Annotated in this window: 20 protein-coding genes; 14 read left to right on the top strand and 6 right to left on the bottom strand. The window is 47.7% G+C overall.

What is annotated here, in order from left to right:
* Window positions 1–429 precede the first annotated feature (429 nt).
* Entirely contained in the window at window positions 430–819 is a 390-nt protein-coding gene (locus ACXAD6_RS01425) for a YbaN family protein (protein ID WP_474967313.1), read from the top strand.
* Between the two features lie 96 nt (window positions 820–915).
* Window positions 916–1,422, top strand: a complete 507-nt coding sequence (locus ACXAD6_RS01430) for a YehS family protein (protein ID WP_474967314.1) — start codon at window positions 916–918, stop codon at window positions 1,420–1,422.
* Between the two features lie 367 nt (window positions 1,423–1,789).
* Here the strand turns inward: ACXAD6_RS01430 and ACXAD6_RS01435 are convergent, their stop codons facing one another.
* The 4 genes from ACXAD6_RS01435 to ACXAD6_RS01450 all read right to left on the bottom strand — a co-directional run bounded on the left by ACXAD6_RS01435 (window position 1,790) and on the right by ACXAD6_RS01450 (window position 6,836).
* Window positions 1,790–1,987, bottom strand: coding sequence for a hypothetical protein (locus ACXAD6_RS01435; protein ID WP_474967315.1), 198 nt, complete (start codon window positions 1,985–1,987; stop codon window positions 1,790–1,792).
* 73 nt (window positions 1,988–2,060) lie between these two features.
* Window positions 2,061–2,330, bottom strand: coding sequence for a hypothetical protein (locus ACXAD6_RS01440; RefSeq protein WP_474967316.1), 270 nt, complete (start codon window positions 2,328–2,330; stop codon window positions 2,061–2,063).
* Entirely contained in the window at window positions 2,327–2,572 is a 246-nt protein-coding gene (locus ACXAD6_RS01445; protein WP_474967317.1) for a hypothetical protein, read from the bottom strand. The genes ACXAD6_RS01440 and ACXAD6_RS01445 overlap by 4 nt, the downstream gene beginning before the upstream one ends.
* A 70-nt stretch (window positions 2,573–2,642) precedes the next feature.
* Window positions 2,643–6,836 carry a cation-translocating P-type ATPase gene (locus ACXAD6_RS01450; protein ID WP_474967318.1) on the bottom strand — a complete coding sequence of 1,398 codons (4,194 nt, stop codon included), beginning with the start codon at window positions 6,834–6,836 and terminating at the stop codon, window positions 2,643–2,645.
* Window positions 6,837–6,994: 158 nt separating this feature from the next.
* Between ACXAD6_RS01450 and ACXAD6_RS01455 the strand changes: the two genes are divergently transcribed.
* The 6 genes from ACXAD6_RS01455 (at window position 6,995) to ACXAD6_RS01480 (ending at window position 15,021) form a co-directional block, all read left to right on the top strand.
* A complete protein-coding gene (locus ACXAD6_RS01455) occupies window positions 6,995–7,453 on the top strand; it encodes a hypothetical protein (RefSeq protein WP_474967319.1) in 459 nt (152 codons plus the stop codon).
* A gap of 123 nt (window positions 7,454–7,576) precedes the next feature.
* Window positions 7,577–8,227, top strand: a complete 651-nt coding sequence (locus tag ACXAD6_RS01460) for an SDR family oxidoreductase (RefSeq protein ID WP_474967320.1) — start codon at window positions 7,577–7,579, stop codon at window positions 8,225–8,227.
* Window positions 8,228–8,472: 245 nt separating this feature from the next.
* Window positions 8,473–10,377, top strand: a complete 1,905-nt coding sequence (locus ACXAD6_RS01465) for an LTA synthase family protein (RefSeq protein WP_474967321.1) — start codon at window positions 8,473–8,475, stop codon at window positions 10,375–10,377.
* A 171-nt stretch (window positions 10,378–10,548) separates the two neighbouring features.
* On the top strand, window positions 10,549–12,168 hold the full coding sequence (locus ACXAD6_RS01470) for an FAD-dependent monooxygenase (protein WP_474967322.1): 1,620 nt from the start codon (window positions 10,549–10,551) through the stop codon (window positions 12,166–12,168).
* A 234-nt stretch (window positions 12,169–12,402) separates the two neighbouring features.
* Complete coding sequence (locus tag ACXAD6_RS01475) at window positions 12,403–14,649, top strand: YhgE/Pip domain-containing protein (protein WP_474967323.1); 2,247 nt, start codon at window positions 12,403–12,405, stop codon at window positions 14,647–14,649.
* Window positions 14,650–14,667: 18 nt separating this feature from the next.
* Window positions 14,668–15,021, top strand: a complete 354-nt coding sequence (locus ACXAD6_RS01480; protein WP_474967324.1) for a hypothetical protein — start codon at window positions 14,668–14,670, stop codon at window positions 15,019–15,021.
* 497 nt (window positions 15,022–15,518) lie between these two features.
* Here ACXAD6_RS01480 and ACXAD6_RS01485 read toward each other — a convergent pair whose 3' ends face one another.
* Window positions 15,519–16,085, bottom strand: a complete 567-nt coding sequence (locus ACXAD6_RS01485; RefSeq protein WP_474967325.1) for a TetR/AcrR family transcriptional regulator — start codon at window positions 16,083–16,085, stop codon at window positions 15,519–15,521.
* A gap of 272 nt (window positions 16,086–16,357) precedes the next feature.
* On the opposite strand from ACXAD6_RS01485, the gene ACXAD6_RS01490 reads away from it, so the two are divergent.
* The 3 genes from ACXAD6_RS01490 to ACXAD6_RS01500 all read left to right on the top strand — a co-directional run bounded on the left by ACXAD6_RS01490 (window position 16,358) and on the right by ACXAD6_RS01500 (window position 21,233).
* Entirely contained in the window at window positions 16,358–18,298 is a 1,941-nt protein-coding gene (locus ACXAD6_RS01490) for an efflux RND transporter permease subunit (protein WP_474970338.1), read from the top strand.
* Window positions 18,299–18,300: 2 nt separating this feature from the next.
* Window positions 18,301–20,097: an AAA family ATPase gene (locus ACXAD6_RS01495; protein WP_474967326.1), complete on the top strand. Its 1,797-nt coding sequence runs from the start codon at window positions 18,301–18,303 to the stop codon at window positions 20,095–20,097.
* Between the two features lie 203 nt (window positions 20,098–20,300).
* Window positions 20,301–21,233 (top strand): ribose-phosphate diphosphokinase, encoded by a 933-nt coding sequence (locus ACXAD6_RS01500; RefSeq protein WP_474967327.1) that lies wholly within the window; start codon window positions 20,301–20,303, stop codon window positions 21,231–21,233.
* Between the two features lie 588 nt (window positions 21,234–21,821).
* Here the strand turns inward: ACXAD6_RS01500 and ACXAD6_RS01505 are convergent.
* Window positions 21,822–22,709, bottom strand: a complete 888-nt coding sequence (locus tag ACXAD6_RS01505; RefSeq protein WP_474967328.1) for a fructose bisphosphate aldolase — start codon at window positions 22,707–22,709, stop codon at window positions 21,822–21,824.
* 415 nt (window positions 22,710–23,124) lie between these two features.
* On the opposite strand from ACXAD6_RS01505, the gene ACXAD6_RS01510 reads away from it, so the two are divergent.
* Genes ACXAD6_RS01510 through ACXAD6_RS01520 form a run of 3 tightly spaced genes read left to right on the top strand, consistent with a single transcriptional unit; the run spans window position 23,125 to window position 25,770 of the window.
* Window positions 23,125–24,078: an ABC transporter permease gene (locus ACXAD6_RS01510; protein WP_474967329.1), complete on the top strand. Its 954-nt coding sequence runs from the start codon at window positions 23,125–23,127 to the stop codon at window positions 24,076–24,078.
* A complete protein-coding gene (locus ACXAD6_RS01515; protein ID WP_474967330.1) occupies window positions 24,068–25,018 on the top strand; it encodes an iron chelate uptake ABC transporter family permease subunit in 951 nt (316 codons plus the stop codon). The genes ACXAD6_RS01510 and ACXAD6_RS01515 overlap by 11 nt, the downstream gene beginning before the upstream one ends.
* A complete protein-coding gene (locus tag ACXAD6_RS01520) occupies window positions 25,012–25,770 on the top strand; it encodes an iron ABC transporter ATP-binding protein (protein WP_474967331.1) in 759 nt (252 codons plus the stop codon). Before ACXAD6_RS01515 ends, ACXAD6_RS01520 begins: the two co-directional genes overlap by 7 nt.
* Window positions 25,771–25,791 lie beyond the last annotated feature (21 nt).

Raw genomic sequence — 25,791 nt, forward strand, 5'->3', positions numbered from 1 at the left:
CAATGACTCTCCTTCACCCCGCTCACCCTTGCTGGATGACAATCTTTTTCATATTCCGGCAGGCAGCGGTCATCAGCGCCAGTTCTTTCCCTATTTTTCCACGCAAACGGCAATAACGCAGCCCATGCCGTTCTTTTGAATCTGCGAACCTGCTTCGTACACATTCTCTCTCCTCTATATTCTAACGTCGGAATGAGGAGCGTTCGGTGGTGATGCCCGCGGATTCCATCCACCGATAAGAGGAATGTGACCCTTCCCACGACAAATGGACAACTCTACCTGGTTATCACAGGCTTTTCGTAGATGGAGAAGTCCTCGGTTTCCATATGAAATAATGGAAACGGGAGGGGCGGAAGGGATACAATAGGAATAACCGGACTTCTATACAGGTATGATAATCGGTTCAATTTACTTTTTAAGGAGTTAATGATGAAACAAGTTGTGAAGATTCTGCTGATCATTGTCGGAAGCGTTTCGCTTGGTCTGGGTATTCTGGGCATCATCCTGCCGTTGATTCCGACGACTCCGTTTCTACTATTAACAGCCGCTTGCTACGTACGGAGTTCTGATCGTCTGTACAACTGGCTGATGACGAATAAATGGTTTGGCAGTTATATACAAAATTATAAATCAGGCCGGGGGCTCCCCCTGAAAGCGAAAATATCGATCCTTGTAATGATTTGGTCTTCATTTTTATTCTCGGCTTTTTATATTGCACCAAATCTTCTTATGAAAGCCGGATTCATCTTCGGCGGGTGCTTTTTCACAGTGGTCATCTATCTGACGAAAACGTACAGGCCGGAAGAAGATCATTCCTGATTTTTTCTATTCAGCCTTATAGAATACGGAGAAACGTGGTAGGATGAGGACTGGTGTGAAAAAGCGGGAAAAGAACGTACAACAGGAGGTTGTGTAATGGATAATAACGATATATTGATTCGTCTGCGTTATGCTCTTGATTTGAGGGACAGCGAAATGAAGGAAATCTTTGAGCTCGGCGGCGAGGATCTGGCTGTGGAAGAGGTCAAGCTGGTGCTGACGAAAATAGAGGAAGACGATGAGGAAGCCATGGACGGCATGGATTATATCAAGTGTACGAACAGTATGCTGGAATCTTTCCTGAATGGATTCATCATTTATAAGCGCGGTCCTCAGAAAACGAAGGACGGCGAGCCCGTCAAGCCTGACCGCTCCATCAAAAACCGTTCCAGTGTGAACAATGTCATGATGAAGAAGGTGAAAATCGCCCTGCAGCTGAAAAATGAGGATGTGCTTGATATCCTTGATGAAGCGGGCGTAGCTATCAGCAAAGGCGAACTTAGTGCGATCCTAAGAAAAGAAGGGCATAAAAACTATAAGCCCTGCCTGGATAAGTTTGCCCGGAACTTCCTGAAAGGTCTGGCCATTAAGTATCGTACTTGAATTGAAAAAAAGCGTCCGGATCAAACGAGGCCACTGAAAACCTCCTTCCTATCAAGAGAAGGGGGTAAAGGTGGTTGTTGCTTTTCACGAATCGCTTGTCGATGGATGCTTGCTGCGGGCACGGCCTCAGCTGACTTGGTCAAGAAAATCATTGGACCAAGTCGATCTTCGGCTCGCGCTGTTCCCGCAGGCGTCACCATCGAACGCTCATCGTGGAATCAACGGTAAGAACATCGCTCTTTTTTTGTACAATGAAAAGAATACATAAAGACACGGATATGGGGCTGCCTCATCTTCGGTCTGAAGGCATCCGCCTTTTTTAACTTGATCCTTCATTCAGTGGCCTCGATCAAACCGGATGCTTTTTTTATATGGAAGACACGTGGACGGGATCAATAGTGCTTGTGAGAGGATATTTCACCCGGAATTTACGATTGACAGCATGGATCAGCGCTTGTTTAGCTTCCTCAGATTTTATGGCACCTTCCTCAATATCCTCATGTTCCATCCTCACCTCAAAATCAATTTGATGATGTTTGTATTGGATTTTCCCTGAAACGATCATAGGAAAGAACCCCTCCTTATGCAGATCTTTTTAAGGAGAAGTTCCCTCCAGGCCTATTGGTAAAACTTTCTTATTAAAAGCCTAAAAATCGTTTAAGGGGAATCTGGCTCATCAGGTTGACGTTCGCTTCTTTGCTTTCTGTTTTCACTTTTTTCACGAACGATTTCATGAATTCTTCCCAGATATCTAAATACATCTGCTTATCCTGCTCATTTTCTTTTACGCCTTCAACAGATAAGGAAAGGGCGGTGTTTAAGTGCTGCATGGACTGCTTCAATTCCTGGACGACTTCCTTCTGTTTATCTGAAATATCAAGGTTGGAGGCTTTCGATTCTTCAGTCAATCTTCATACACCTCGCATTCAATTGTGTCCATGTTGTCCATCGCTCGTTTCATCCGCTCAAATTTCACATCATCGACCATGTCCTGCATACGCTCACCTGAACTGACGAGCAGAAACTTCATTTCATGCGATACTTCCCTCATGATCGGTCTGATGGTTCGTTTGATCACTGGAAAGACAGCGGATCCGGCAATGAGAACGACAGATCCTACTGCTGCTGTCTGGATTAATCGTAAGAACATCGGTTGCACCTCCGTAATGATCGGTCTTGTCTTAAGGTTTGCCCCTGGGTGTCAGCTTTATACCAGGGGATTATCCGGCAAAGGCCTGTACTGAGGCTTTTCGTGCTGGGCTGGAGCCGGGGGCACGATGGAATAAGGCATACACAGGTCCCGCAGCTAGCGCGGACCCGCAGGCCGCTGCAAGGACGAGCGCCCAGCTGCTGAAGGATAAGGGGGCTGTATGGAACATCCCGGCAAGCGGTGGAACATAAATAGCTGCCAGAAGGGCCAGTGTGGACCCTCCGATAGCTCCGAGCAGGAACTTATCCTGTTTCCAGTTGATGGATCGTTCTTTTGCGTGCTGTTTACTCCAAATGAACGTCTGGATGAGCTGTCCGGCTACAAGCGTAGCAAAAGCGGTCGTCTGTGCCTGCACGAGAGAAGCTCCAGCTCCCAGGCTTATTCCAAACAGGGCAAGGGTTCCGGCTCCAAGGAGGATGCCGCGGGTGATCACCTGGGTGTATAACGGCTTATCGGCAATCCGCTCCCGGTAAGGCTCCTCTTTCTGCTCTCCTGGATTAATGGCGAATACCATAGCCGGAAGCGCATCGGTTAATAAATTCATCAATAGGATTTGAATCGGTACAATCGGAAGCGGCATACCCGCCAGAACAGCAGTGGATGTGACTAAGATTTCTGCAATGTTCCCGGATAATAAACAACCGAGGGCCCTGCGGATGTTGCCGATGATGGAACGGCCTTCTTTCACGGCATCAAGAATCGTCTGGAAACCATCTTCTGTGAGGACGATATCGGCCGATTCTTTCGTGACAGCCGTGCCTGTCTGTCCCATGGCAATGCCGACGTCTGCCTTCTTAATGGCAGGAGAGTCATTGACGCCGTCACCGGACATGGCAACGACGTGACCCAGTCGTTGATAAGCTGCGACAATGCGAAGCTTATGATCAGGGGTGACGCGTGCAAAAATGTGGACATCCCGTACTTTTTCTTCGAGTTCTTCCTCTGTCATCTGATCGATGTCTGTACCCGTTAAGACCTGTTCCGGTCCGCTGTTCAGACCGATCTGTCCTCCGATAGCTGCGGCGGTTTTTGGATGGTCTCCTGTGATCATGACCGTTTGTATACCCAGCCGTCTGCTTTCTTGGATGCTTTGCTGGATTTCCGGTTTCGGCGGATCCATCATGCCGACGATGCCGACAAAAATCAAATGGTTTTCCACTTCTTCTACCGTGTCGGATTCCGGTTCATCGGTAATGGGAGCATAAGCAAAGGCCAGGACACGCAGGGCTTGGTCGGCGAATCGGGTGTTCTTCTCCAGCCACTTCTTCTTGAAAGACGCCGTTATTTTTTTCTTTGTGCCATTCATTTGGTAATGCGTACAGCGGTCGAGAACTTTTTCCAGCGATCCTTTCGTCATCACATAGCATTGCTTGTCCTGAACAGATTCGCGGCAGACGACAGACATCATCCCTCTATGGGAATCGAACGGAATTTCATGGGTGCGGTGCCAGTGGGCAAAGCTGCCTTCCGTCAATCCGTACTTTCTTCCGAGCGTCAAAATGGCCGCTTCGGTCGGGTCGCCTTTGACTTTCCATTCTTCTTCATGCTGGTGAAGCTCTGTATTATGACAAAGCCAACCGATGCGGAGCAGGTCTTGGAAGTCCTGATTGTTTTCTGGACCGTGGATCGCTCCTGACGGATGATAGCCGGTGCCTTCAACTTTAAAGGAGGCAGAAGGTGTGGCGGCATTCGTCACAGTCATTTCGTTCTTCGTCAGCGTACCGGTTTTATCCGTGCAGATCACAGTAACGCGCCCCATCGCTTCGAGAGCATTCAGTTTACGTGTGACGGTTTTTTTCTTGGACAAGCGAAGGACGCCGGCACTTAAGGCTATCGTAATGGTAACAGGCAGTCCTTCCGGGATGGCTGAAGCAGCAAGGGCGACAGATGTAGTAAGCATCTGGCTGATGGTGCTCCCACGTAGAAGGCCCGTAATAAATACGAGTGATCCAGTAACGAGAGCGACTTTTAAAAACATGCGGCTCACTTTGTCCACTTGCTGCTGGAGCATCGTTTTTTCATTCGGTTCCTCTGTCAATAATGTGACGAGGTGTCCCATTTCTGTGTGAAGGCCGGTACCAACGACAACGGCTTTCGCCCGGCCGCGGGTGACATCGGTTCCCATGAACAGCATATTGCTGCGGTCGTTGATGGACGTCTGCGCCTGAATCGTAAGGGTTGATTTGGCGACAGGGAGAGATTCTCCTGTGAGCGCCGATTCGTTCACCTCCAGGTTGTTGGCCTGCAGCAGCTTCAAATCAGCCGGCACTCGTTCGCCTGCATCGATTTCTACAATATCGCCCGGGACGAGAAGATCGGCCTCCAACTTTGTTCGGCGGCCGTTCCGTATAACTGTACAGGCCGGCGCCTGAAACTCACTCACGCTATTGAGAAGGTTGGCTGCTTTCTGCTCCTGATAGGCGCCGATCCCTGCATTGGCCAGCAGAATAGCCCCCATGACGATGCCTTCAAACAGGGCCCCTTGGAAGGCGCTGATGACAGCTGTTCCTGCCAGAATCAGCGTGGTGAATTCCTTCAACTTATTGAAGTAGACCGTAATCCAATGTGGGCGGGCCTTTACCTGCCACTCATTCTTCCCATACTGTAACCGCTTCTTTTTGACTTGAAGGGAGGAAAGCCCTTCGGCAGGATGGGTCTTCAATTGCTCGACAATGTCCTCATTGGCAAGAGAATGCCAGTTGGAAAAGGACTGCTGTTGTTCAAGCGCAGCCGCCAGCTCCAGCTTCTGTTTTTCTGCAGGCTTTTGAACTGCCTTTGTGTTGTATTTCTGCTTTTCAATGGAGGAGAGAAAGAGCAGAAGCAGGGTATCTGCCATCAAATTAATGACAGGCGGGCTGTATCGTCCCATAAAGGCAAGGGCGGTTCCGGCAGCATTCCACGTACCGGAAATGCCGAGCTGCCATCGGTTTTTCCTGCGAAGTTTCAGAGCCGTTTGTAATGTTTCGGTTATCCCTGATAATTCACTGGAAGTGATAGAAGGATAGTGGCTGAAACTCGAAGGAGCACCAGCTTCCTCAACGACTAGAACATTTCTGGAATCAGCGGGCCACTCGCTCGTACCCTGAATGACCATCAAATGAGGGAACTGGTGGTGAATCAGTTCAGCAGTCTCCCCGGATCCTTCCACATGAATGTTGGTCTGTTCCGGGAGGGCAGCTAAAAAGGCCATCGCATCTTCTGTCAGCGACCGGTCATTTTCCATCAAGCGGTCAGGGTGGTTCAAGATAACGGTATCCAGTGCGGCGAGTTGGAACAACGAACCTTTATCGGGGAGCACGGCTCCGCTTTCCTTCGAATCAAGTTCGGCTTTTTTCCATGTGATTTCAGCAGCGACTCGTGCCGGCCGCGGGTTGGCAGCGAGCAGAATACCGATCGTAGACACCACATTTCTGGTCAGCAGGAGGTTGGCACCTGCAGCAAGGAATCCGAGGCGTCCTGTCTGTTTTGCATACGACTCTACTTCAGGCAGAACATAGGACCCTTCCAGATAACTGTCTGTATCAAAGGCTTTCTGGCGCTGCCAGTTTAAAGCTGTGAGAATCGTTAGTCCGGCGAGAACGACGACATTTTCCCGGATGAGGGCAAGAGCCAGGGAGGCGGTCCCCAGCAGCCAGTCGATCTTCCATTCCGGAAAACGCTTGTTCACCTGCTGAATCCCCCGTTTAAAGTAAGGGTAGCCGGTCATGATGGCTATGCCTGCCCCCATATAAAAAGGAAGAGGATGGGACGCCAGAGCGGATGGACCCCGGATCCAGCGTTTCAGGCTGAGCACGAGCAGACCTCCTGCGCTCACCAGCCAGGCGAAGGGCAGAGAGCGGAGGTGTTTTTTCATTTTCGGGATGAGAGAAAGGTCTGGAGATCCTGGACAGGACACGGCTGCGGCCGCCTCCTGAACCATTTCAGGGCTTTCACAGCATCTGTGCTTCTGCTTATAATACGCTTGCTCAAACTCGGCGATCAGCTTCGTCAACTGCTTCAACTGAATGCGCGTTTCTTCAAATAAAAGAAGGACGTTTCCTGTCGTCGTGCTGGCTTTTACTTTAGTGACGCCTGGGATCGACTGGAAAATCCGTTCGAATTTCTGCTGAATCTCTGGATTTCTTTCAAGGTCATACAATTCAAAGCGAAGCTTTCCGGAGGATGCGTGAAACGCTCGCGTCCGTAGCTCTAAACTTTCATACATGCCCATCTTCCTTTACTGCCGATTTGTAAAATTCCTGTTAAATAACATAGTCGTTATTGTAAACTTCACAGCGTTATTTATTCATGAACAGAAGGATCTTTGATGAATGAAAGCGGGCGGGGCTGGAAACAATGAAAAGATAGAAGGAGGGTATTGCCATGTGGAAAAAAGTATTGGGCTTGAATAATCCCCTCGGCTGGGTCGTAGCAGGGGCAACCGTGCTCGTTTTTTCGGAGGACGCAAGAAAAGGTACACGTAAGGCCGTCGTTAAAAGCGTTGGTGCCGCCATGTATTTGGGAGATCGGGTAAAAGGTTTTGCTGTCGGTAACGGATTCGGCATCCAGCACCTCCTTGAGGATGCCCGCAAGGAGAAACAGCAGATGCGTTTGTCGGACGGAGGACTGACCCATTCCGTCAAAGAAGGGGTAAGCCAGGCAACGGATGCGACGATGGATACGTACTCCAAAACGAAAGAGAAAATTGGACAGCTTTTTGATCAGCCGCACGAGCAGACACAGCCGGCTTTCGCAGCGAATGTCATGAATGATGAAGCCATGCAGGCAAAGCTCAGTGAAATAGCTGAGGAATTCCATATGAAACCGCCGAATGATCAATAAAGGCGTGAAAAGCCGGCAGGGAACCCGGCTTTTTTTATGGGCTGGAGGGTTCCTAGGTTTCTTTTTCTTGAAAAAGGGATACATATAAGGGAGATACTTATCGATGAAAGGATGGATTTTTCCATGAAGGTACTTGTCGTAGGAGCCAATGGTCAGGTAGGAAAACACCTTGTACAAAACATACAAAACCATGATGATATAGAAGCCGTAGCTATGATCCGTAAAGAGGAGCAGGCCTCCTATTTCAAAGATCTTGGCGCAGAAACTGTCATTGTTGATCTTGAGGATGAGACCGAAAAAATGGCGGAAGCCTTTGAAGGCGTGGATGCTGTCGTGTTTACGGCGGGGTCAGGTCCGAACACAGGACCGGATAAAACGGTAATGATCGACCTTGATGGAGCTGTGAAAACGATGGAGGCCGCCAAACAAAAAGGGGTCAGCCGCTATGTGATGGTCAGTTCCTTTGATACGACACGTGAGGCGATTCAGGGAGCCCCGGCGTCTTTCGCTCCGTATGTCATTGCGAAGCATTATGCCGATGACTGGCTCCGTCGTACGAACTTGAATTATACGATCGTCCATCCAGGTATTCTGACAAATGAAAATGGGACCGGTCAGGTAGAGGCAGCGGAGACCGTTGAACGGGGAGAGATTTCCCGGGAAGATGTTGCAGGTGTTCTGCTTTCGGTGCTTGAAAACGAATCAACGATTGGAAAAGAGTTTCAAGTCGTTGGTGGATCCACCTCCATCAAAGATGCTGTGAACAAACTCTAAGCTTTCGAACAGGGACAGCCTGCTGATTCAGCAGGTTGTTTTTTTATGTTTTCAGGTGCTGCTTCTTCTTTGATTACGTGGGTGTTACAGAATTAAAAGAACATAACAGATTATTTAAAACAAGGGGTTTTTCTTTAAAATATGTTATGATCAGTTTTGTCGTAGAAAAAAACGGCACCCATGATGCAGCGAATGTGCTGTCGGTATTTCAATTGATTTAGGTTTAATAAAACGGAGGTTATTTCATGATTTCTAAATGGAAAGCTAAATTGGAAGACCCCGCCAATAAGAAGAAAGTAATGATTTATGGAGCGGTGATGGCTGTCTTCTGGCTGAAGATGTATATCATCCAGAGCGGCATTTTCAACCTTGACGTTGAAAACTTCAATGAAGCCTTAATTCTGGCCTTCAACCCACTCAGCAGTATTTTTCTTCTATTTGGTGTAGGGATTCTGCTTGCCGGCCGTAAAGGTATGCTGGCCATGTATATTGTCGGATCGCTTTTATTATATTTTAACGTCTTATTTTACAGAGAATACTCTGATTTCTTGACCATTCCTATGCTTGGGCAGGCCGCAAACCTTGCCGGGCTCGGAGGGAGTATTACAGATATCCTTTCTTGGACAGACATTTTCTTGTTTGTCGATATTTTTGCAGCGGCCTTTCTTTTGTTCTATTTGAACGGGAAGCGCCTGACGTCTTTCCAGCCGAAGCGTAAAGAAGGTTTCATCCTTGCGGCGCTGGCCATCCCCTTGTTCATCGTGAATATCGGATGGGCGCAGACGGAACGTACTGAACTATTGCAGCGGGCCTTTGACCGCAATATGCTGGTGAAATATATCGGCGTTCTGAACTTCCACGCTTATGACGTCGTGCTTCAAGGACAGACCGAAGCGAAGAAAACGTTCGCAGACAGCAACGAACTCGTTCCGGTTCTCAATTATTTGAACGAAACGAAGTCCGGTGCAGGTGAAGAAATGGAAGGGGCAGCGGAAGGAAAGAACGTCATCCTACTTTCGCTTGAGAGTACGCAGACGTTTGTTGTGGATAACACATTGAACGGGGAAGAACTGACTCCTTATTTCAATGACTTGAAAGAAGAGGGAGCTTATTTCAGTAACTTCTACCATCAAGTGAAACAGGGACGTACGTCCGATTCTGAGTTTCTGCTCGATAACTCTCTCTATGGACTGAACCGTGGAGCAGCTTTCTTTACCCATTCAGGTAATGAGTATGAGGCCACTCCGGAAGTTCTTGATCAGGAAGGCTATACGTCATCAGTCATGCACGCTAATGATGCGACTTTTTGGAACCGGAACGTCATGTACGATTCTCTCGGGTATGATCGTTTCTATTCGAAGAAAGACTATGATGTAACGGAAGAGAAGTCCCACAGCTGGGGTTACTTGGATGAATATTTCTTTGAAGATTCCTTAGCGAAAATGGAAGAGATGGAAGAGCCGTTCTACAACAAGATGATCACGCTCACCAACCACCATCCCTTTACTCTTCCAGAAGATAAACAGCTGATTGAAAAAGGAGAAACATCCAGTCAGACGCTGAACAACTACTTCCAGACAATCCGATACCAGGATGAGGCATTGAAGCAGTTTGTGGAGGAATTCAAGCAGTCAGACCTCTATGACGACACGGTACTCGTCATATACGGGGACCACTTCGGGATTTCTGAAAACCACCAGCAGGCGATGGGGGAATATCTCGATAAAGATATTAACGATTACGAGCAGTTCCAACTTCAGCGAGTGCCGCTTCTAATGATTGGAGAAGGCATTGAAGGTAAGGAATATGACACCGTAGGCGGACAGATTGACCTGCGTCCGACCTTGATGAATATGCTCGGTGTAGAAGATGACAACCCGATCCAGTTCGGTCAGGACCTGTTCAACGAGGACCGTCAGGAGCTGATGGTCACACGTGACGGAAACTTCGCCAACGAAGAATATGTCGGCGTCAACGGCACCTGCTATGACCGGGAAACGGGTGAAGAGGTCGAAGACGCGGCCTGCGGAGAAGGCTTTGAACAGGCAGAAGAAGAACTGGCCTTGTCTGATTCCGTTGTATACGGAGACCTGCTTCGTTATCTGGATGAAACAGAGATGATTGAAGAAGAAGAGACGACTGATCAATAAAAATAGAGAAAAAAGAGTCTGCATATAGGTGCGGGCTCTTTTTTTTAGTGCTGTGTTTTTCTTGATGGTCCCTTTACGAATATGCCTCAATACGCTTGAAGCTCTGCCAGAAGGGTATCGTACAATAGGTTGCGTTATACAAAAGTACGTAAAAGGAAGGGGCACAGAATCATGTCTTCCGTTATTGAAACAGAAGTGATCGTCATCGGTGCGGGTCCTACCGGTTTGATGGCGGCCAATGAACTGAAAAAACAGGGCATCGACTTCATCTGTCTGGAGAAACGCGAGGCACCATCCGATCTCTCCAAGGCACTCGGCATTCAAGCGCGGACGATGGAAATGTTCGAGCTTCTTGGTGTGCACAAGGAATTTCTCGAAAAAGGTTATCCAGGCCCCGGGGCTAAGCTTCATCTTGGTGGAGAGAATGCCTCCGTTGTGGAACTGTACCATATTGAAAGCCGTTATCCTTACCTCTTAATCCTCCCTCAGAGTGAAACAGAAAAAATCCTGGAAAACCATCTCGACTCGCTCGGTGGTACAGTCGAACGGGAGCACGAGGTGATGGATGTTCATCAGGATGAAACAGGCGTATACGTCAAGGCTTCCTGTAACGGGAAAGTGAAGGAATATAAAGCGGACTATTTAATTGCAGCAGATGGCGCACACAGTAAAGTCCGTGAGGCGCTGCACGTCGATTTTGAAGGCGAAGATGAAGGGTACACCTTTTTCCTTGGTGATGTCGATGTTCCCGGTCTTGAAGAAATTTTTATTCATATGCACTTGAATGACCGCGGGGCAGTCGCCTTCTTTCCATACAAAGACGGCAGTTACCGGGTGGTCGGTTTTGACCGCGCCAGGCAGGGGCTTCCTCACAAAGATGAGTTGACGATGGAAGAACTGCAGGATAGCGTCAATACGGTTCTGAAATATTCCTACCGCCTTGAAAATCCGACATGGCTTTCCTATTTTGGTACTGCTCACCGTCAGGTCCCCGATTATCGGAAGAACCGGGTGTTTTTTGTTGGAGATGCGGCTCATATCCACAACCCGTTCGGAGGCCAGGGAATGAATCTAGGCCTGCAGGACGCTTCCAATCTGGGTTGGAAGCTGGCTTCAGTATTGAAAGGCTATGCTGCAGATTCGTTCCTGGATAGTTATCAGGATGAACGCTTTCCTATTGGGAAGGATGTTTTGAAAGAAACGTCCCGGATGTTGAAAGTCGTGAATCTTGAGGGAACTCAGGGAAAAGTCCGCAACTGGGCTGGAAAAGCAGCGCTGACTCAGGACTGGGTGCAGCAGAGAATCGCCAATCATCTATCCAATATCCATAATGAATATGAAAAGGTGAAACGGAATAAAGAGCTGAAGGATTCCACCCTGCCGCGTAAAGCGGTCCAAGCCGGCCATCGTGTACCTGATCATCTTTTGTTTTTCGATGGGGCGAAGGATGAGAGGTTGTATCCGTTCATCTGCGAATATGGTTTTGTCTGTCTGATCTATATTGATGCCCAGCATCAGGATGTCATAGATTATGCTTACACATTTGCGGAAAAAGTGAATGACCAGTACCAAGGGCTGATGAAGATATTCCTTGTGGCTAAAGGTGGGACTGTCCATACGGATGGTGATGATTTACCGATCATTTATGATGTCCACCGGCACATGGAACGGAAGCTCGGCATGGAAAAAGGAAGTGCGCTTTTGATCCGGCCCGATGGCCATGTTGCCTTTCATGATACATCGATGGATGAAGAGAGGACGCTTGAGAAACTGCACCAGCTTTTTCAATAAACGAGAGAGGAAACCCGCTTCTATTAGAAGCGGGTTTCCTCTCGTGGAATCACCTTTTCATAATGAACGAAAATTCATTTTTGTCCTCTGCTGTGTGGATTGGTGAGGCTTACATGGAGCTGCCACCCTTTTCACTTTTAAAACATTCCTATATAATTTCTTCTCGTAGATAAAACTAACGTAAACTCATGTACTCCCATTCAAAACCATGACGAACGTATAGGAGCATCTGAAATGAAGAACATATGGAAAATATTCAGCAGAGATTGGAAAAACACGGCAACGAACTGGGTAGCGTTAATCCTGATTCTTGGACTCGCTGTCCTCCCTTCCCTGTATGCCTGGTTCAATATTAAAGCATCGTGGGACCCTTACAGTCAGACGGACCAGCTGCCTGTGGCCGTAGTCAATGAAGACCAAGGGGCTGTTGTCCGGGATAAGGATATCGATGTCGGTCAGGAATTGGTGGATAACTTAAAGGATGAAGACAGTTTCGACTGGCAGTTTACCGATCGCGGTGAGGCGATGGATAAACTGGAGTACGGAGACTACTATGCCGTCATTGTCATTCCAGAGACTTTTTCTGAACACTTAGGAACGGTCGTAGAAGGGAATCCGGAAAAGTCGGAAGTGCAGTACTATGTCAACGAAAAGATTAATGCCATTGCCCCTAAAATTACTGAAAAAGGAGCCACGGTGCTGGTCGATCAAATTACCAGTCAGTTCATCTCGGAAGTGAACGGTACCGTTGCTGATCTGTTCAACGATCTTGGACTTGAACTGGAAAACGATCTGCCGGATATCAAGCGCTTTGAAGAATATATTTTCAAGCTGGAAGAGAATCTGCCAGAAATTTATCAATTGATTTCCGATGCGTATGATGATTCCCAGAATGCTTCCTCCATCATCAACGATGTGCAGGGGTTAATTCCGCAGGCTGAGCAGGCGGCAGGGGATGGATTAAACACAATTGATGAAACGACGGCGTTTATTGATGATGCCGAGCAGCGGTTGAACGAACTCTCTCCGCAGGTAAAGGAAGATTTGAACGCAGCCCAACAGACGGCTGAGGACGTGAACGCCTTCTTGAAGGATGTCCAGTCGGTCGATGTCAATGTGGATTCGATTGGTGAAATCCGTAGTCAAATCAATGATCAGACAAGTCAGTCCTTGGAAGAAATCGCGGCGGTCGAGCAGCTTCTCCAACAAGTGAAGGAACAGCAGCAGGCCAATCAAGGGAATGAAGAAAATCAGGAAGACAATGGGGAAGAGAGCAGTGAAGAAAATAGTGAAGAAAACACGCCGCAGCCATCCCCGCAGATTCCTGAGGAAACCATTGATCAGGCGATTGCTGATGTCCAGGCAATAGAAGAAGCGCTCACGTCCATCCAGGAGGACAGCAGTCAGATTGGTGATCGATTGTCAGAAGCCCAGCAGAACATCGATCAAACCTTTGCCTCCCTTGAAGAAAAGTCAGGGGAAACGGCGGATCAGATTGATGCGTTCCTGCAAGAATACAACGAAAACATTGAGCCGCAGGTCCTGTCCGAAATCGACAAAGCTCAAAGCACGCTGGCGGACGCCCGATCCATTTTGGTGGATGTCCAATCGACCGTTCCTGAAGTCGAGCGGATTTTGAACAGTACGGAAGGCAATATTGCTGAAGGTCAGGATATCCTGGAATATATGATGAACGAATATCCGTACGTCAATCAAAAAGTGAATGAAATGGCGGAGCGGATACGTGAGATCCAGGGAGAAACAGATATCAATGAAATCATCGATCTTCTGAAAAATGACCCGGCCGCAGAGGAAAACTTTTTTGAAGAACCGGTCACCTTAAGTAAGAACGCCCTGTTCCCGATTGAAAACTATGGAACAGGTATGACGCCTTTTTATACGGTCCTGTCCCTGTGGGTCGGTGCACTGCTTCTGGTGTCGTTACTGTCTACGGACCCGGTCAACCTCCAGGAATACCGGAGCTATGAGCAGTACTTCGGAAAACTTGCGACGTTTGTAAGTATCGGCTTCCTGCAGACACTTGTCGTCACGCTCGGAAACGTATTCCTTCTTGATATCGGTGTGGCTGAAGTTGTTCCATTTGTCTTGTTCGGTCTGCTGATCAGCTTTGTCTTTATGACGGTTGTCTTTACTCTTGTATCTGTTCTGGGGGACGTCGGAAAAGCCGGAGCGATTGTCATGCTCGTCCTGCAGATTGCCGGGTCGGGAGGAACATATCCTGTTGCGCTTCTTCCGGAGTTTTTCCAGACGATTCATCCATTCCTTCCGTTTTCCTACGCCATCGATCTGATGCGGGAAGCCGTCGGAGGTATTGTGCCGGAACGAGTGGAAACAGACTTGGTGTTTCTCAGTTTATTCGGCGGGGTATTTCTGTTAATCGGCGTCTTCCTGAAAGGACCGCTGCATAAGCGGACAAGACAGGTGAAGGCTAAATCCAGGGAATCCGGACTGTTCCATTAACACAAAAGGAGAGATTGTATGAAACTTGTAGATATCTACCGAGTGAAAACATATGTGATTCCTGAGTATGTCGATAGTGTCATTCAAAGTGTGTTGAATGTGGATGATCTGCAGGTCGGTCAGTATAAGAATGTGATGTGGCAGACGAAAGATGGGATGGAGCAGTTTGTTCCCTCCGGCACAGCAGTCCCTGCAGAAGGGAAAAAAGGAGAAAAAGAACGGGTGACCTCGTTTCGAATTGAATTTTCCATACCGAGAGATGAAGATCTGCTCACCAAAGTGATTGAGCAGGGCATTTACGCCGCTCACCCATGGGATGAGCCGGTCGTGCAGGTAACGGAAGAACGAGAAGCCAGAAAACACGAATCATGATTGAAAAAGCCGCTTACGTCATCAGACGTAAGCGGCTTTCAGTTTGTAAACAAGTCCAGTGTTTTTCTAGTACCTGCACCGTTGCTGGGTAGAGGGTAAACTTTTTTATCTTCTTATAATCAGCTGTCATCAGCGTTTGTTTCGGACCATTGTCATTTCCACGCGAACGACAATTACGCCGTAAGTGCAGCTCTTTTGAATCTGCGAAGCTAAGCTCAAATTGTCCTTCTCTCATAAGATACCCATTTTCCTTCGTATGTGCTGTACTTTTGGCGCGAGGAGCGTGCGGTGGTGACGCCTGCGGGAAAAGTGCGAGCCGAAGATCCACCTGGGCAGGTGGTTTTCCTGCCCAAGTTAGCTGAGGCCGTGCCCGCGGCAAGCATCCACCGATAAGCGGAACGTGACCACTACCCGGACATACAGACAACTCTACTGGATGACATGTATGATTTCTACAGCGTGAAAGCCGCTCACGTTATGGAACGTAAGCGGCTTTTTTAATCGAAATGGGAAAGGCCATGGAGGATGAAATGATTGACCATAACCGCCATTTCCTCGGGCGGCTGGTCCATGTCGTTCTGGATCCAGTCTTTAATCACGTGGATGACGCCGCTGATGACAAACGTACTGACGTACTCGGATTCCTGTTTGGAAATGACTTTATCAGACGTTAAGTTATCCAGCATGAACCCTCTGGTCAGGTTCATCATCCGTTTTTCAAAGGATGGCGCCGCTTCCCCCTTCAGCAGAGTCTGAAAGATCAGCTTATTTTCAAGCACGTACGAGAGAATCTTCTCCGTCATCTGAATCGATTCTTCTTCAAGCTCATGATCATATTGACTGAGATAGGTGTTCATATCCGCTGTAATTTCCTCTTCAATCCGCCTGAGCAGGTCATACTGATCGGAATAGTGGGTGTAGAACGTGGAACGATTGATGTCTGCCCGCGCACAGATCTCTTTTACGGTAATGTCAGCGATGGGCTTCTCATTCAGCAGGTGGATCAGACTTTCCTTCAGTACATGGCGGGTATACTTTTTGCGACGGTCCATTTTTTCACTCATAGCGGGGCTCCTTTTTTTACATTTTTATGACAATCCAACATTTGCGTACCGGTATGTTGGATAAATGACGAAAATTACAAAACTGTTTGTTGAATATCCAACACGGTGTCAATAAAATAGTATAGTGTACGAATGGGAGATGCAAGAGAGGGTGACGTTTTATCGGATGGACAGCACGAATCATAAAGCATAAAAAGAGTATTGTTCTTATCTTTGTCATACTTACGCTGTTAAGTGCGGCGGCTCAGTTCGCCGTGTCCGTCAACTACAATATGATTGACTACCTGCCGGAGGACGCCCCTTCGATTGAAGCGGTGGACATCATGGAGCAGGAATTCGATGAACCGGTGGAAAACGCCCGGGTCATGATTGAAGGTGTTTCGATCACTGAAGCACTCAGCTATAAACAGCAGCTGGAGGACGTGGATGGAGTCGGAAGTGTCACATGGCTCGATGATATCATCGATGTGAAAGTACCGTTGGAGATGGCTTCTGCGGATACAGTTGAATCCTATTACCAGGATGAAAAAGCGCTCTATTCCCTTCACATTGAAGAAGGGGAAGAAGTCGCAGCCACAGATTCAATTTATGAATTGATTGGAGAAGAAAACGCGGTGGCTGGTGAAGCCGTCAACACAGCTGTGTCTCAGAAAATGACAGGCAGCGAGTCGATGTATGCAGCCGCACTGCTCGTTCCGATCATCATTTTGATTTTAATTTTATCAACGACATCATGGATGGAACCGGTCTTCTTCTTGGTGGCCATAGGTGTATCTGTCCTGATTAATTTAGGCACGAACATTTTCATTGGAGAAATATCCTTTGTCACGCAGTCGGTCGCTCCGATTTTACAGCTGGCCGTTTCGCTCGACTATGCGATATTCCTTCTCCACAGCTTTTCGGATTACCGCAGGGAAGTCGAAGATCCGAAGGAAGCGATGCAGCTGGCGATGAAGCGTTCTTTTCCGGCGATTGTCGCAAGTGCTTCCACAACTTTCTTTGGGTTTACCGCTTTAACCTTTATGGACTTTGGTATCGGGGCCGATCTCGGATTGAACCTGCTGAAAGGGATTCTTCTCAGCTTTATCAGTGTCATGGTCTTCCTGCCGGCGCTGACGATGATGTTTTATCACTGGATTGATAAAACCAAGCACCGTCCGTTTGTTCCTGATTTCAAAGGGATCGGCCGTCACGTCATGAAGCTGCGGCTGCCGAGCTTTATCCTGTTGTTAATCATCATTGTGCCTGCTTTTCTGGCTCAAAATGAAACGAGCTTTATTTACGGAACAGGAGAGCAGCCGGAAAACACAAGGGCCGGCCAGGATGTAGCCGCCATCCAGGATTCTTTTGGCAAAAACATCCCGATGGTTCTCCTCGTACCTGAAGGAGACCGGGCGAAAGAGGAAGAATTGGTGCAGGATCTGGAGCAGCTTACAGATGTCTCCAGCGTTGTTTCTTATGTCAACATCGTCAGTCCCGCGATTCCGCCTGAATACTTGGAAAAATCGGTGACCGAGACGTTTTATTCAGAACACTACGCTAGAATTACGCTCTATACGGAGACCGATGCGGAGGGGGAAAGAGCCTTTTCCCTTATTGAAGAAGTGAGGGAAACTGCAGATGGGTACTATGATGAGACACACCTGCTGGGGGAAAGCGTCACGTTGTATGATATGAAAAATATTGTGCAGAAGGATAATACCCTTGTGAACTGGCTGACAATCGCTGCGGTTGCGGCGGTATTGATTCTGACGTTCCGGTCGGTTTCCATCCCGGTGGTCCTGCTCATTACGATTCAGGCTTCGGTATGGGTGAACCTCGCTTTTCCATATTTCATGGATACGCCGCTCGTCTACGTGGGGTATCTATTGATCAGCACGATTCAATTGGCAGCAACCGTCGACTATGCCATTTTATTTACGGAGAATTACAATCATCTCCGTAAAGATATGTCAGCTCTTGAGGCGATTAAGAAAACGATTGATGATAAGGTCTTCGCTATTTTTGTATCGGCTTCGATTTTGTCCAGTGTCGGCTTTATTTTATGGATGACCTCCACGAACCCCATTGTTTCGTCGATTGGTCTGCTGCTGGGGAGAGGAGCGCTGCTTGCGTTTCTGATGGTCGTCCTCGTCCTGCCTGCACTGCTTGTGATTTTGGACCGTGTGATTGAAAAAACGACATGGAAAGCAAACTTTTATAAGGGGAAATGATAATGATAGGGAAACGTTCATCTCTGCTGATCATGGCTTTTCTTCTTGCCGTGCCAGCCGCTCCTGCTTCTGCTGAAGAAGATGGAAAAGCGGAGGAAGGCCGTTACTCTGAAAAGCGTGAAGTCGTCTATGCCACCTTGAATGCTGACGGCAGCCAGAAGGACATGTATGTGGTCAATAACTTTGATATCGAAGAGCCGGGAACGATTGTTGATTTCGGCCCCTACTCAAGCGTAGAAAACTTAACGAATACGAATGAAGTCACACAGAGAAATTCGCGGATTGAAGTGAAAGCCGGAGAAGAGGAGTTTTATTACCAGGGAAATCTTGAAGATCAAAATCTTCCTTGGAATATCAACTTTTCCTATAAGCTGGACGGAAAAGAAATCAATCCGGAGGAACTCCTTGGAAAAGATGGACAACTGGAAATCGGTATCGAGACGTCAGAAAAAGAAGGGGCCGATCCTGTCTTTTTCAACAACTATACCCTGCAGATTACGGTTCCTTTAGATGCAGAAATCTTCGAGAATATTGAGGCATCTGAGGGGACGGTTGCCAGTTCCGGGAAAGACAGACAGGTCACGTTCACAGTTCTTCCTGAGAAAGAAGAAAGCTACAAGGTGACAGCTGATGCAGAGAATATTGAAATGGACAGCATTGAAATTGCTGCAGTTCCTGCCTCCATATCTATGGAAGAGCCTGATATTGATGGCGTCAAGAATGATATGAGTTCACTCGCGGATGCGACAGCCGCCATCCATGATGGAGCTTCCGGCCTAGCCGACGGGATCGCTGAACTGAATAACGGAACAGCTCAGGTTTATAGTGGTTCAGAACAGTATCTGAACGGCATCCAGGAGTTGCACAGTGGTTCGGGTTCTCTGGTCGAAGGATCCGCATCGATCAAAAGTGCGCTTGCGGAAATGAGCCGTCTGGCTTCACAGGGACCTGGAGAATTGAACCTTGGGGACCTGTCGCAGATGCAGACGAACTTGAGAGAGCTCTCTTCCGGTCTTCAGAAAGCGGAAGACGGCCTAGAGGATTTGAGAAGCCAATATACCAATGCCCACGATCAACTGGATGAGGCGATGGCTTCCATTCCCGGGTATGAAGTGACCGAGGAGGATATCCAGGCGCTTCGTGAGTCAGGAGTCGATCAGGAAGTGGTCGATCATCTGATTGAAACGTATCACGCAGCCCAGGAGGCTAAGGTGGTTTACGGAGATGCAGAAGGCGCATTTGATGCAGCCGGGCCTGCCCTTGATCAGGCAGTGGCTTCATTGAGTGAGATCAACGGCCAGCTCGCAGCGGCGGCTGATACAATTGAAACAAATCTCGGCAGTGTGAATGTGGATGAATCCATCAAGGAGCTGCAGCAGGGGATTCAGAATTTCTCCTCGCAGTATAATGACTTTCATGCCGGACTTGTCGAGTATACGGACGGCGTGGGACAGCTGGCCGGTTCGTACGAGGAAGTGCATTCCGGGATCGGCGGGCTGACAAGCGGGACAGCCGGCTTGGAATCCGGTGCTTCTGATCTTCAGAACGGAACGGCAGAACTCGCTGCCTCTACCAGCGATCTGCCGGACGAAATGCAGTCGGAAATCGATCAATTGATGAGTGAGTATGACTATTCCGATTTCGAACCGGTGTCCTTTGTTTCCGAAGAAAATGAGAACGTTGAATCGGTTCAGTTCGTTATAAAAACAGAAAGTATCAAAAAAGCAGAACAGGAAGAAGAGCAGAAGGAGCAGGACGAGAAAAGTCTCTGGGACCGCTTTTTGGATTTGTTCCGCTAGATGAAAAAGCCTTCTCCCTTTCATGCGGGAGAAGGCTTTTTTTGTATGAAGTTAATTAGTTTCGAAACTCGAAATGGTATAGTATACTCTTTATTGGAATAACACAGTGATGTAAACTCAAAATAAAAATGGTGTAAATGTTTATCAAGATGAAAAGTAAAACATAGGCTCCATTTGAATTCTTACGTACGGGAGAGATCAAGATGAGCATGAAGCTGTTTACGCTTAACTCCAACGAACCGTTGGCAGAGGAAATCTCAGAGATATTGGATGTTCCTTTAGGAGAGAGTTCTGTAGTGAGGTTCAGTGACGGTGAAATTCAAATTACGATCGAAGAAAGTGTCCGTGGAGACGACATTTACTTGATTCAATCGACGGCTCAGCCGGTCAATGAACATTTAATGGAGCTTTTGATTATGGTGGATGCTTTGAAGAGAGCTTCCGCCAAGACCATTAACGTGGTCATTCCTTATTATGGGTATGCCCGTCAGGATCGGAAAGCACGTCCGCGTGAACCGATTACGGCTAAATTGATTGCCAACCTGTTGGAAAAAGCAGGCGTATCAAGAGTCGTCGCTCTTGATCTGCATGCGCCGCAGATTCAGGGATTCTTCAATATCCCGGTCGATCAGCTGCTCGGCATTCCGATTATTGCTCAGTATTACAAGGAGAAAAACATCGAGGATGTTGTCGTGGTAGCTCCTGATACAAGCGGTCTGCGCCGGGCGCGCCGCATGGCAGATATTCTGGATGCGCCTATAGCATTTGTGGATAGACGCCGCCCCGAACCGCACATGGAGGAAGATTTGAATGTGGTCGGTAATATTGAAGGAAAGAACGTCATTATCGTGGATGATATGATTGATACTGCCGGAACGATCGATCAAGCGGCTGCTGCACTCCTCGAGAATGGAGCCAATGAAATTTATGCGTGCGGCACCCATGCCGTGTTGTCCGATCCTTCCGTGAAGATCATCGAGGATTCACCGGTCAAGGAATTGGTCGTGACGAATTCTGTTTATCTTCCTGAGGAAAAGCGGATTGATAAGATCGTATCGCTATCTGTTGCCCCGTTGTTTGCAGATGCGTTGACACGTGTACAGAAAGAGCAGTCCGTCAGTGTCCTGTTCGATTAATAAGGAAAACCCCCCGCTTTTCAAAAGCGGGGGTTTTCTACTTGCAGAGACATCGGCTGCTTTCGAATTCCTCCAGGAGCTCAGCCCATTCCCTTTCCGCGGACGAACGTCCGAGCCTCCTCGGGAAAACCGTCCTCCGGGGTCTCGGCCGTCCGTTTTTCCGCAGGAGTGGAATGGGCTGAGCTCCTTCCGGAACCGGAGAAGACTCTTAACAGCCATGGGAAGGTGAGCTTCTTCGGCAATTTTATATTTTGCTGTCAAAAGAAGTAGTTCACAACATGATCTGTCCCACATGAAGACGATAACGGATCTATTCCGCTGATGAGGATAAATGGGATGTTAGTAAGGTTCTTTATAGTCTCCACATGTGCGGTCACGTGGAGTGTTCGGTGGTGACGCCTGCGGGAACAGCACGAGCTGAAGATCCACTTGGTCAAGTGTTCTTCTTGACCAAGTTAGCTGAGGCCGTGCCCGCGGCAAGCATCCACCGATAAGCGGAACGTGACCAACAGCATAAAAACGTTCCAACTCTATTTAAAGGTTAGGACTAAAAAACCTCCGCTTGAATCAGCGGAGGTTTTTGTCTGTTTATTTATTTACGGAAGCGTCATAAATGGAGCTTACGGAATGATTCAGGGACTGGTCGAATTCTTCCTGCGACTGGTCGACATGAAGATCGCCGACAAGGGCTCTGGAGAAGCTTGCGATCAGACCTTCATTATCCTTCAGTTTTTCGTTGGCTTCTTCACGGGAGTATCCACCGGAAAGAGCGACAACGCGGACGACACGTGGATGGTTGATGATTTCCTGATAAGCATTCGGCTTCGTAGGAATCGTCAGTTTCAGCATCACGTTTTGATCTTCATGCAGCTGATTGAGCTGATTGAGGATCTCACCGCGCAGGATATCCTCACATTTCTCTTTTTCCTCACTGTTGATGTCGACTTCCGGCTCTATGATTGGGACGAGACCGGCTGCAAGGATTTCTTTAGCGACTTCAAACTGTTGGTCTACAACAGCTTTGATGCCATCGTAATTCGCTTCATGAATGACAGAACGCATTTTCGTACCAAAGATGTTTCGTTCGTTGGCACGGCGCAGCATATCATCCAGATCAGGGATCGGCTTCATCATCTGTACGCCGTTTTCCTGTTCGGCAAGTCCCTTGTCAACTTTAAGAAAAGGGACGATACCTTTGGAAGAAAGGTAGTCTGCTGTAAATTTCCCTTCCACTTCGCGGTCCATCGTCTGTTCAAACAAGATGGCGCCAAGAATCTGCTCAGCATTGAAGGAAGGGGAGGTGAGAATTCTCGTTCTCATCTCATGGACCTGGTTGAACATTTCCTCCTCATTGGCATAAGCGTCTTCGTGTACGCCGTATGCGGCAAGTGCCTTAGGTGTGCTGCCTCCGCTCTGGTCGAGTGCAGCAATAAAACCTTCTTCGTTTTTCATTCGTTCAAAATGACGGGTGTTCATGATATCCGCTCCTTTTACGAAATTTAAAAACTCCATGGATCCTTTTCCCTCTCTCACCTATTCTTTAACATCCAACAAACTCCTTCTATAATTTTTAGTTTTCCCCATTTTTCAACAGGGGGAGGAAGATACTCTTCCATATCGGTTCAAATATGAGGAACGAGGAGAAGCGTCCATACTCCGCTTTAGAGCGCAGTTTTTGTTGACCCTCCAGTTACTGGAGGGTTTAGCATGGAAAGAAGAATGAGAGGACCCGTGTAGAAATTGATCGAAAATTATGTTGATAATGATAATCGTTATCATTATAATGGGGTGTATAAGGAAGGAAAGAAAGAGGGGAGGTCCAGCCTTTTTAATTGAGAATGATTATCTTTGTCGTGTTGGAGATTGAAGCATTCCATTAAGAAGTACGTGTATGAGAGTTTTATACTTAGCCATAACTTTAATCGTTTTATCCATAGCATCTATTTTCATCGGCGTATCGGAGCTCTCTGTGATGGATATTGGCGGGTTGACCTCCCAGCAGCAGGAAATTCTGCTTGTCAGCCGGATCCCGAGACTGCTTAGTATTCTGATCGCCGGGATGAGCATGAGTGTCATCGGCTTTATTATGCAGCAGCTGAGCCGGAATAAATTCGTGTCGCCGACAACGGCCGGGACGATGGACTCTGCAAGACTCGGCATTCTTGCGGCACTCATTCTTTTCCCGACAGCTAGTATGCTGATGAAGGTTTCCATCGCTTTTGTGTTTGCTCTGGCCGGGACGTTTCTATTCATGAAGATTCTCGACCGGATCAAATTCAAAGATACGATTTTCATCCCGCTTGTTGGTCTGATGTTCGGGAATATCGTTGGATCTCTGACGACGTTCATCGCCTACCGTTTTGATATGATCCAGAGCATCGGCTCCTGGCTGCAGGGAGATTTCTCGATGATATTAAAAGGAAGGTACGAGCTGTTGTATTTGAGTATTCCGGCTTTGATTCTGGCTTACTTCTATGCCAACCGTTTTACCATCGCCGGGATGGGAAAGGATTTTGCGAGCAACCTGGGCCTTCAGTACAAACAAATTGTAAACATCGGTCTTGTCATTGTCGCGTTCGTTTCGTCCATTGTACTGTTGACGGTCGGTTCTCTGCCGTTCCTCGGCTTGATCATTCCGAACATCGTATCGATTTACCAAGGGGACCATCTGCAGAAGAACCTGCTCCATACAGCTCTTCTGGGCGCCCTGTTTGTGCTCGTATGTGACATGCTCGGCCGGGTGTTGATCTTCCCTTATGAAATATCCATTGGTTTGACGGTCGGCGTTCTTGGAAGCGGCATCTTCCTGTTTCTGCTGTTAAGGAGGAATGCTTATGCTTCTTAAAAGAAAAATGCTCCTGCTCGGTCTGCTGGCCACCGCGTTTTCGGTTCTCTTTTTGTTCTGGGATATCGGAACAGCTTTTGGTTATGTGTTTCCGCGCAGGCTGATGAAAGTCGCCGCTATTGTTTTGACAGGAAGCTGTATCGCTTTCTCTACGGTCATTTTTCAAACGATCACGAACAACCGGATTTTGACGCCGAGCTTAATCGGACTCGATTCTCTGTATATGCTGATCCAGACGGCCATCGTATTTGTTTTCGGAGGTCAGCAGCTGGCGATGATGGAGAATCGCTTCCACTTTGTATTGTCTGTAGGTTTAATGGTGCTGTTCGCTCTGCTTCTGTTCAGGCTTGTATTCAGAATGGAGCAGCGCAATATTTATTTCCTTCTGTTGATTGGAATTATATGCGGGACCTTTTTCAGCAGCATCTCTTCCTTCATGCAGATGCTGATTGACCCGAATGAATTTTCGATTGTTCAGGATTCCATGTTTGCCAGTTTTAACAATGTCAATGATGACCTGCTTGGTATTTCCGTCATCATTATAATCCTGGCCGGGGTTTATGCGTTTCCGATGTTGAAATATTTGAATGTCATGGCCCTCGGACAGGATCAGGCCGTGAACCTCGGGATTCCTTATAACAAAATTGTCCGGCGCTGGCTGATCATTATTGCTGTCCTTGTTTCTGTATCGACAGCATTGGTGGGTCCGATTACATTCCTCGGACTGCTCGTCGCCAACGTCGCTCATCAGTTGTTTCAAACCTACCGCCACAGCTATTTGATTATTGGAGCCGTTTTGATCAGCATCATCACACTTGCAGGTGGACAGTTTATCGTCGAGCATCTGTTCACATTCTCAATTCCAATCAGTGTCATCGTAAACTTTGTCGGCGGTGTTTACTTTCTTTACTTATTGTTGAAGGAGAATCGTTCATGGTAGAAGTGAAACACGTATCAAAAACGTATGGTTCGAAAAAAGTCATAGAAAATTTGTCCGTGGACATTCAGCCCGGAAAGATCACATCATTCATAGGATCGAATGGGGCGGGGAAAAGCACCCTGCTTTCCATGCTCAGCCGGCTGATTTCCAAGGATGAGGGCCAGGTGCTTCTGCACGGCCGGGACATTCATTCAATTAAACCGAACGATCTGGCTAAAGAGCTTTCCATCCTGAAACAGTCCAATCATATAGATCTGAGAATCCAGGTCCGTGATTTGATCAGTTTTGGACGCTTCCCTTACTCACAGGGGCGTTTAACAAAAGAGGACTGGGAGGAAATCAACAAAGCCATTCATTACATGGAGCTTGAGGAGATCCAGGAGCGTTATATCGATGAATTGAGTGGTGGTCAGCTCCAGCGTGCTTACATTGCCATGATTATTGCGCAGGATACGGACTACGTCATGCTCGATGAACCTTTGAACAACCTGGATATGAAGCATTCCGTACAAATTATGAAATCGTTGAGGAAAATGGTTGAGGAAATGGGGAAAACGGTGGTCATCGTGATTCACGACATCAACTTTGCCTCGTGCTATTCCGACCGGATTGTTGCCTTGAAGGATGGGGAGATTGCCCGGGAAGGCCCGACGGAGGAAATGATCAACAGTGAGATGCTGAAGGAAGTCTACGACATGGATATTCCTGTGCAGCTCATTAACGGTGAACGAATTTGTCTACATTTTAAATAATAGAAAAAAGGATGAGTCGAT

Source organism: Halobacillus sp. ABH2_015 (assembly GCF_056158945.1).

Bases quoted from the DNA above. Each gene is read 5' to 3' on its own strand.
- ACXAD6_RS01425 (WP_474967313.1), top strand. From the start codon at position 430: ATGAAACAAGTTGTGAAGATTCTGCTGATCATTGTCGGAAGCGTTTCG.
- ACXAD6_RS01430 (WP_474967314.1), top strand. From the start codon at position 916: ATGGATAATAACGATATATTGATTCGTCTGCGTTATGCTCTTGATTTG.
- ACXAD6_RS01435 (WP_474967315.1), bottom strand. From the start codon at position 1,987: ATGATCGTTTCAGGGAAAATCCAATACAAACATCATCAAATTGATTTT.
- ACXAD6_RS01445 (WP_474967317.1), bottom strand. From the start codon at position 2,572: ATGTTCTTACGATTAATCCAGACAGCAGCAGTAGGATCTGTCGTTCTC.
- ACXAD6_RS01450 (WP_474967318.1), bottom strand. From the start codon at position 6,836: ATGTATGAAAGTTTAGAGCTACGGACGCGAGCGTTTCACGCATCCTCC.
- ACXAD6_RS01455 (WP_474967319.1), top strand. From the start codon at position 6,995: ATGTGGAAAAAAGTATTGGGCTTGAATAATCCCCTCGGCTGGGTCGTA.
- ACXAD6_RS01460 (WP_474967320.1), top strand. From the start codon at position 7,577: ATGAAGGTACTTGTCGTAGGAGCCAATGGTCAGGTAGGAAAACACCTT.
- ACXAD6_RS01465 (WP_474967321.1), top strand. From the start codon at position 8,473: ATGATTTCTAAATGGAAAGCTAAATTGGAAGACCCCGCCAATAAGAAG.
- ACXAD6_RS01470 (WP_474967322.1), top strand. From the start codon at position 10,549: ATGTCTTCCGTTATTGAAACAGAAGTGATCGTCATCGGTGCGGGTCCT.
- ACXAD6_RS01475 (WP_474967323.1), top strand. From the start codon at position 12,403: ATGAAGAACATATGGAAAATATTCAGCAGAGATTGGAAAAACACGGCA.
- ACXAD6_RS01480 (WP_474967324.1), top strand. From the start codon at position 14,668: ATGAAACTTGTAGATATCTACCGAGTGAAAACATATGTGATTCCTGAG.
- ACXAD6_RS01485 (WP_474967325.1), bottom strand. From the start codon at position 16,085: ATGAGTGAAAAAATGGACCGTCGCAAAAAGTATACCCGCCATGTACTG.
- ACXAD6_RS01490 (WP_474970338.1), top strand. From the start codon at position 16,358: ATGATTGACTACCTGCCGGAGGACGCCCCTTCGATTGAAGCGGTGGAC.
- ACXAD6_RS01495 (WP_474967326.1), top strand. From the start codon at position 18,301: ATGATAGGGAAACGTTCATCTCTGCTGATCATGGCTTTTCTTCTTGCC.
- ACXAD6_RS01500 (WP_474967327.1), top strand. From the start codon at position 20,301: ATGAGCATGAAGCTGTTTACGCTTAACTCCAACGAACCGTTGGCAGAG.
- ACXAD6_RS01505 (WP_474967328.1), bottom strand. From the start codon at position 22,709: ATGAACACCCGTCATTTTGAACGAATGAAAAACGAAGAAGGTTTTATT.
- ACXAD6_RS01510 (WP_474967329.1), top strand. From the start codon at position 23,125: ATGAGAGTTTTATACTTAGCCATAACTTTAATCGTTTTATCCATAGCA.
- ACXAD6_RS01515 (WP_474967330.1), top strand. From the start codon at position 24,068: ATGCTTCTTAAAAGAAAAATGCTCCTGCTCGGTCTGCTGGCCACCGCG.
- ACXAD6_RS01520 (WP_474967331.1), top strand. From the start codon at position 25,012: ATGGTAGAAGTGAAACACGTATCAAAAACGTATGGTTCGAAAAAAGTC.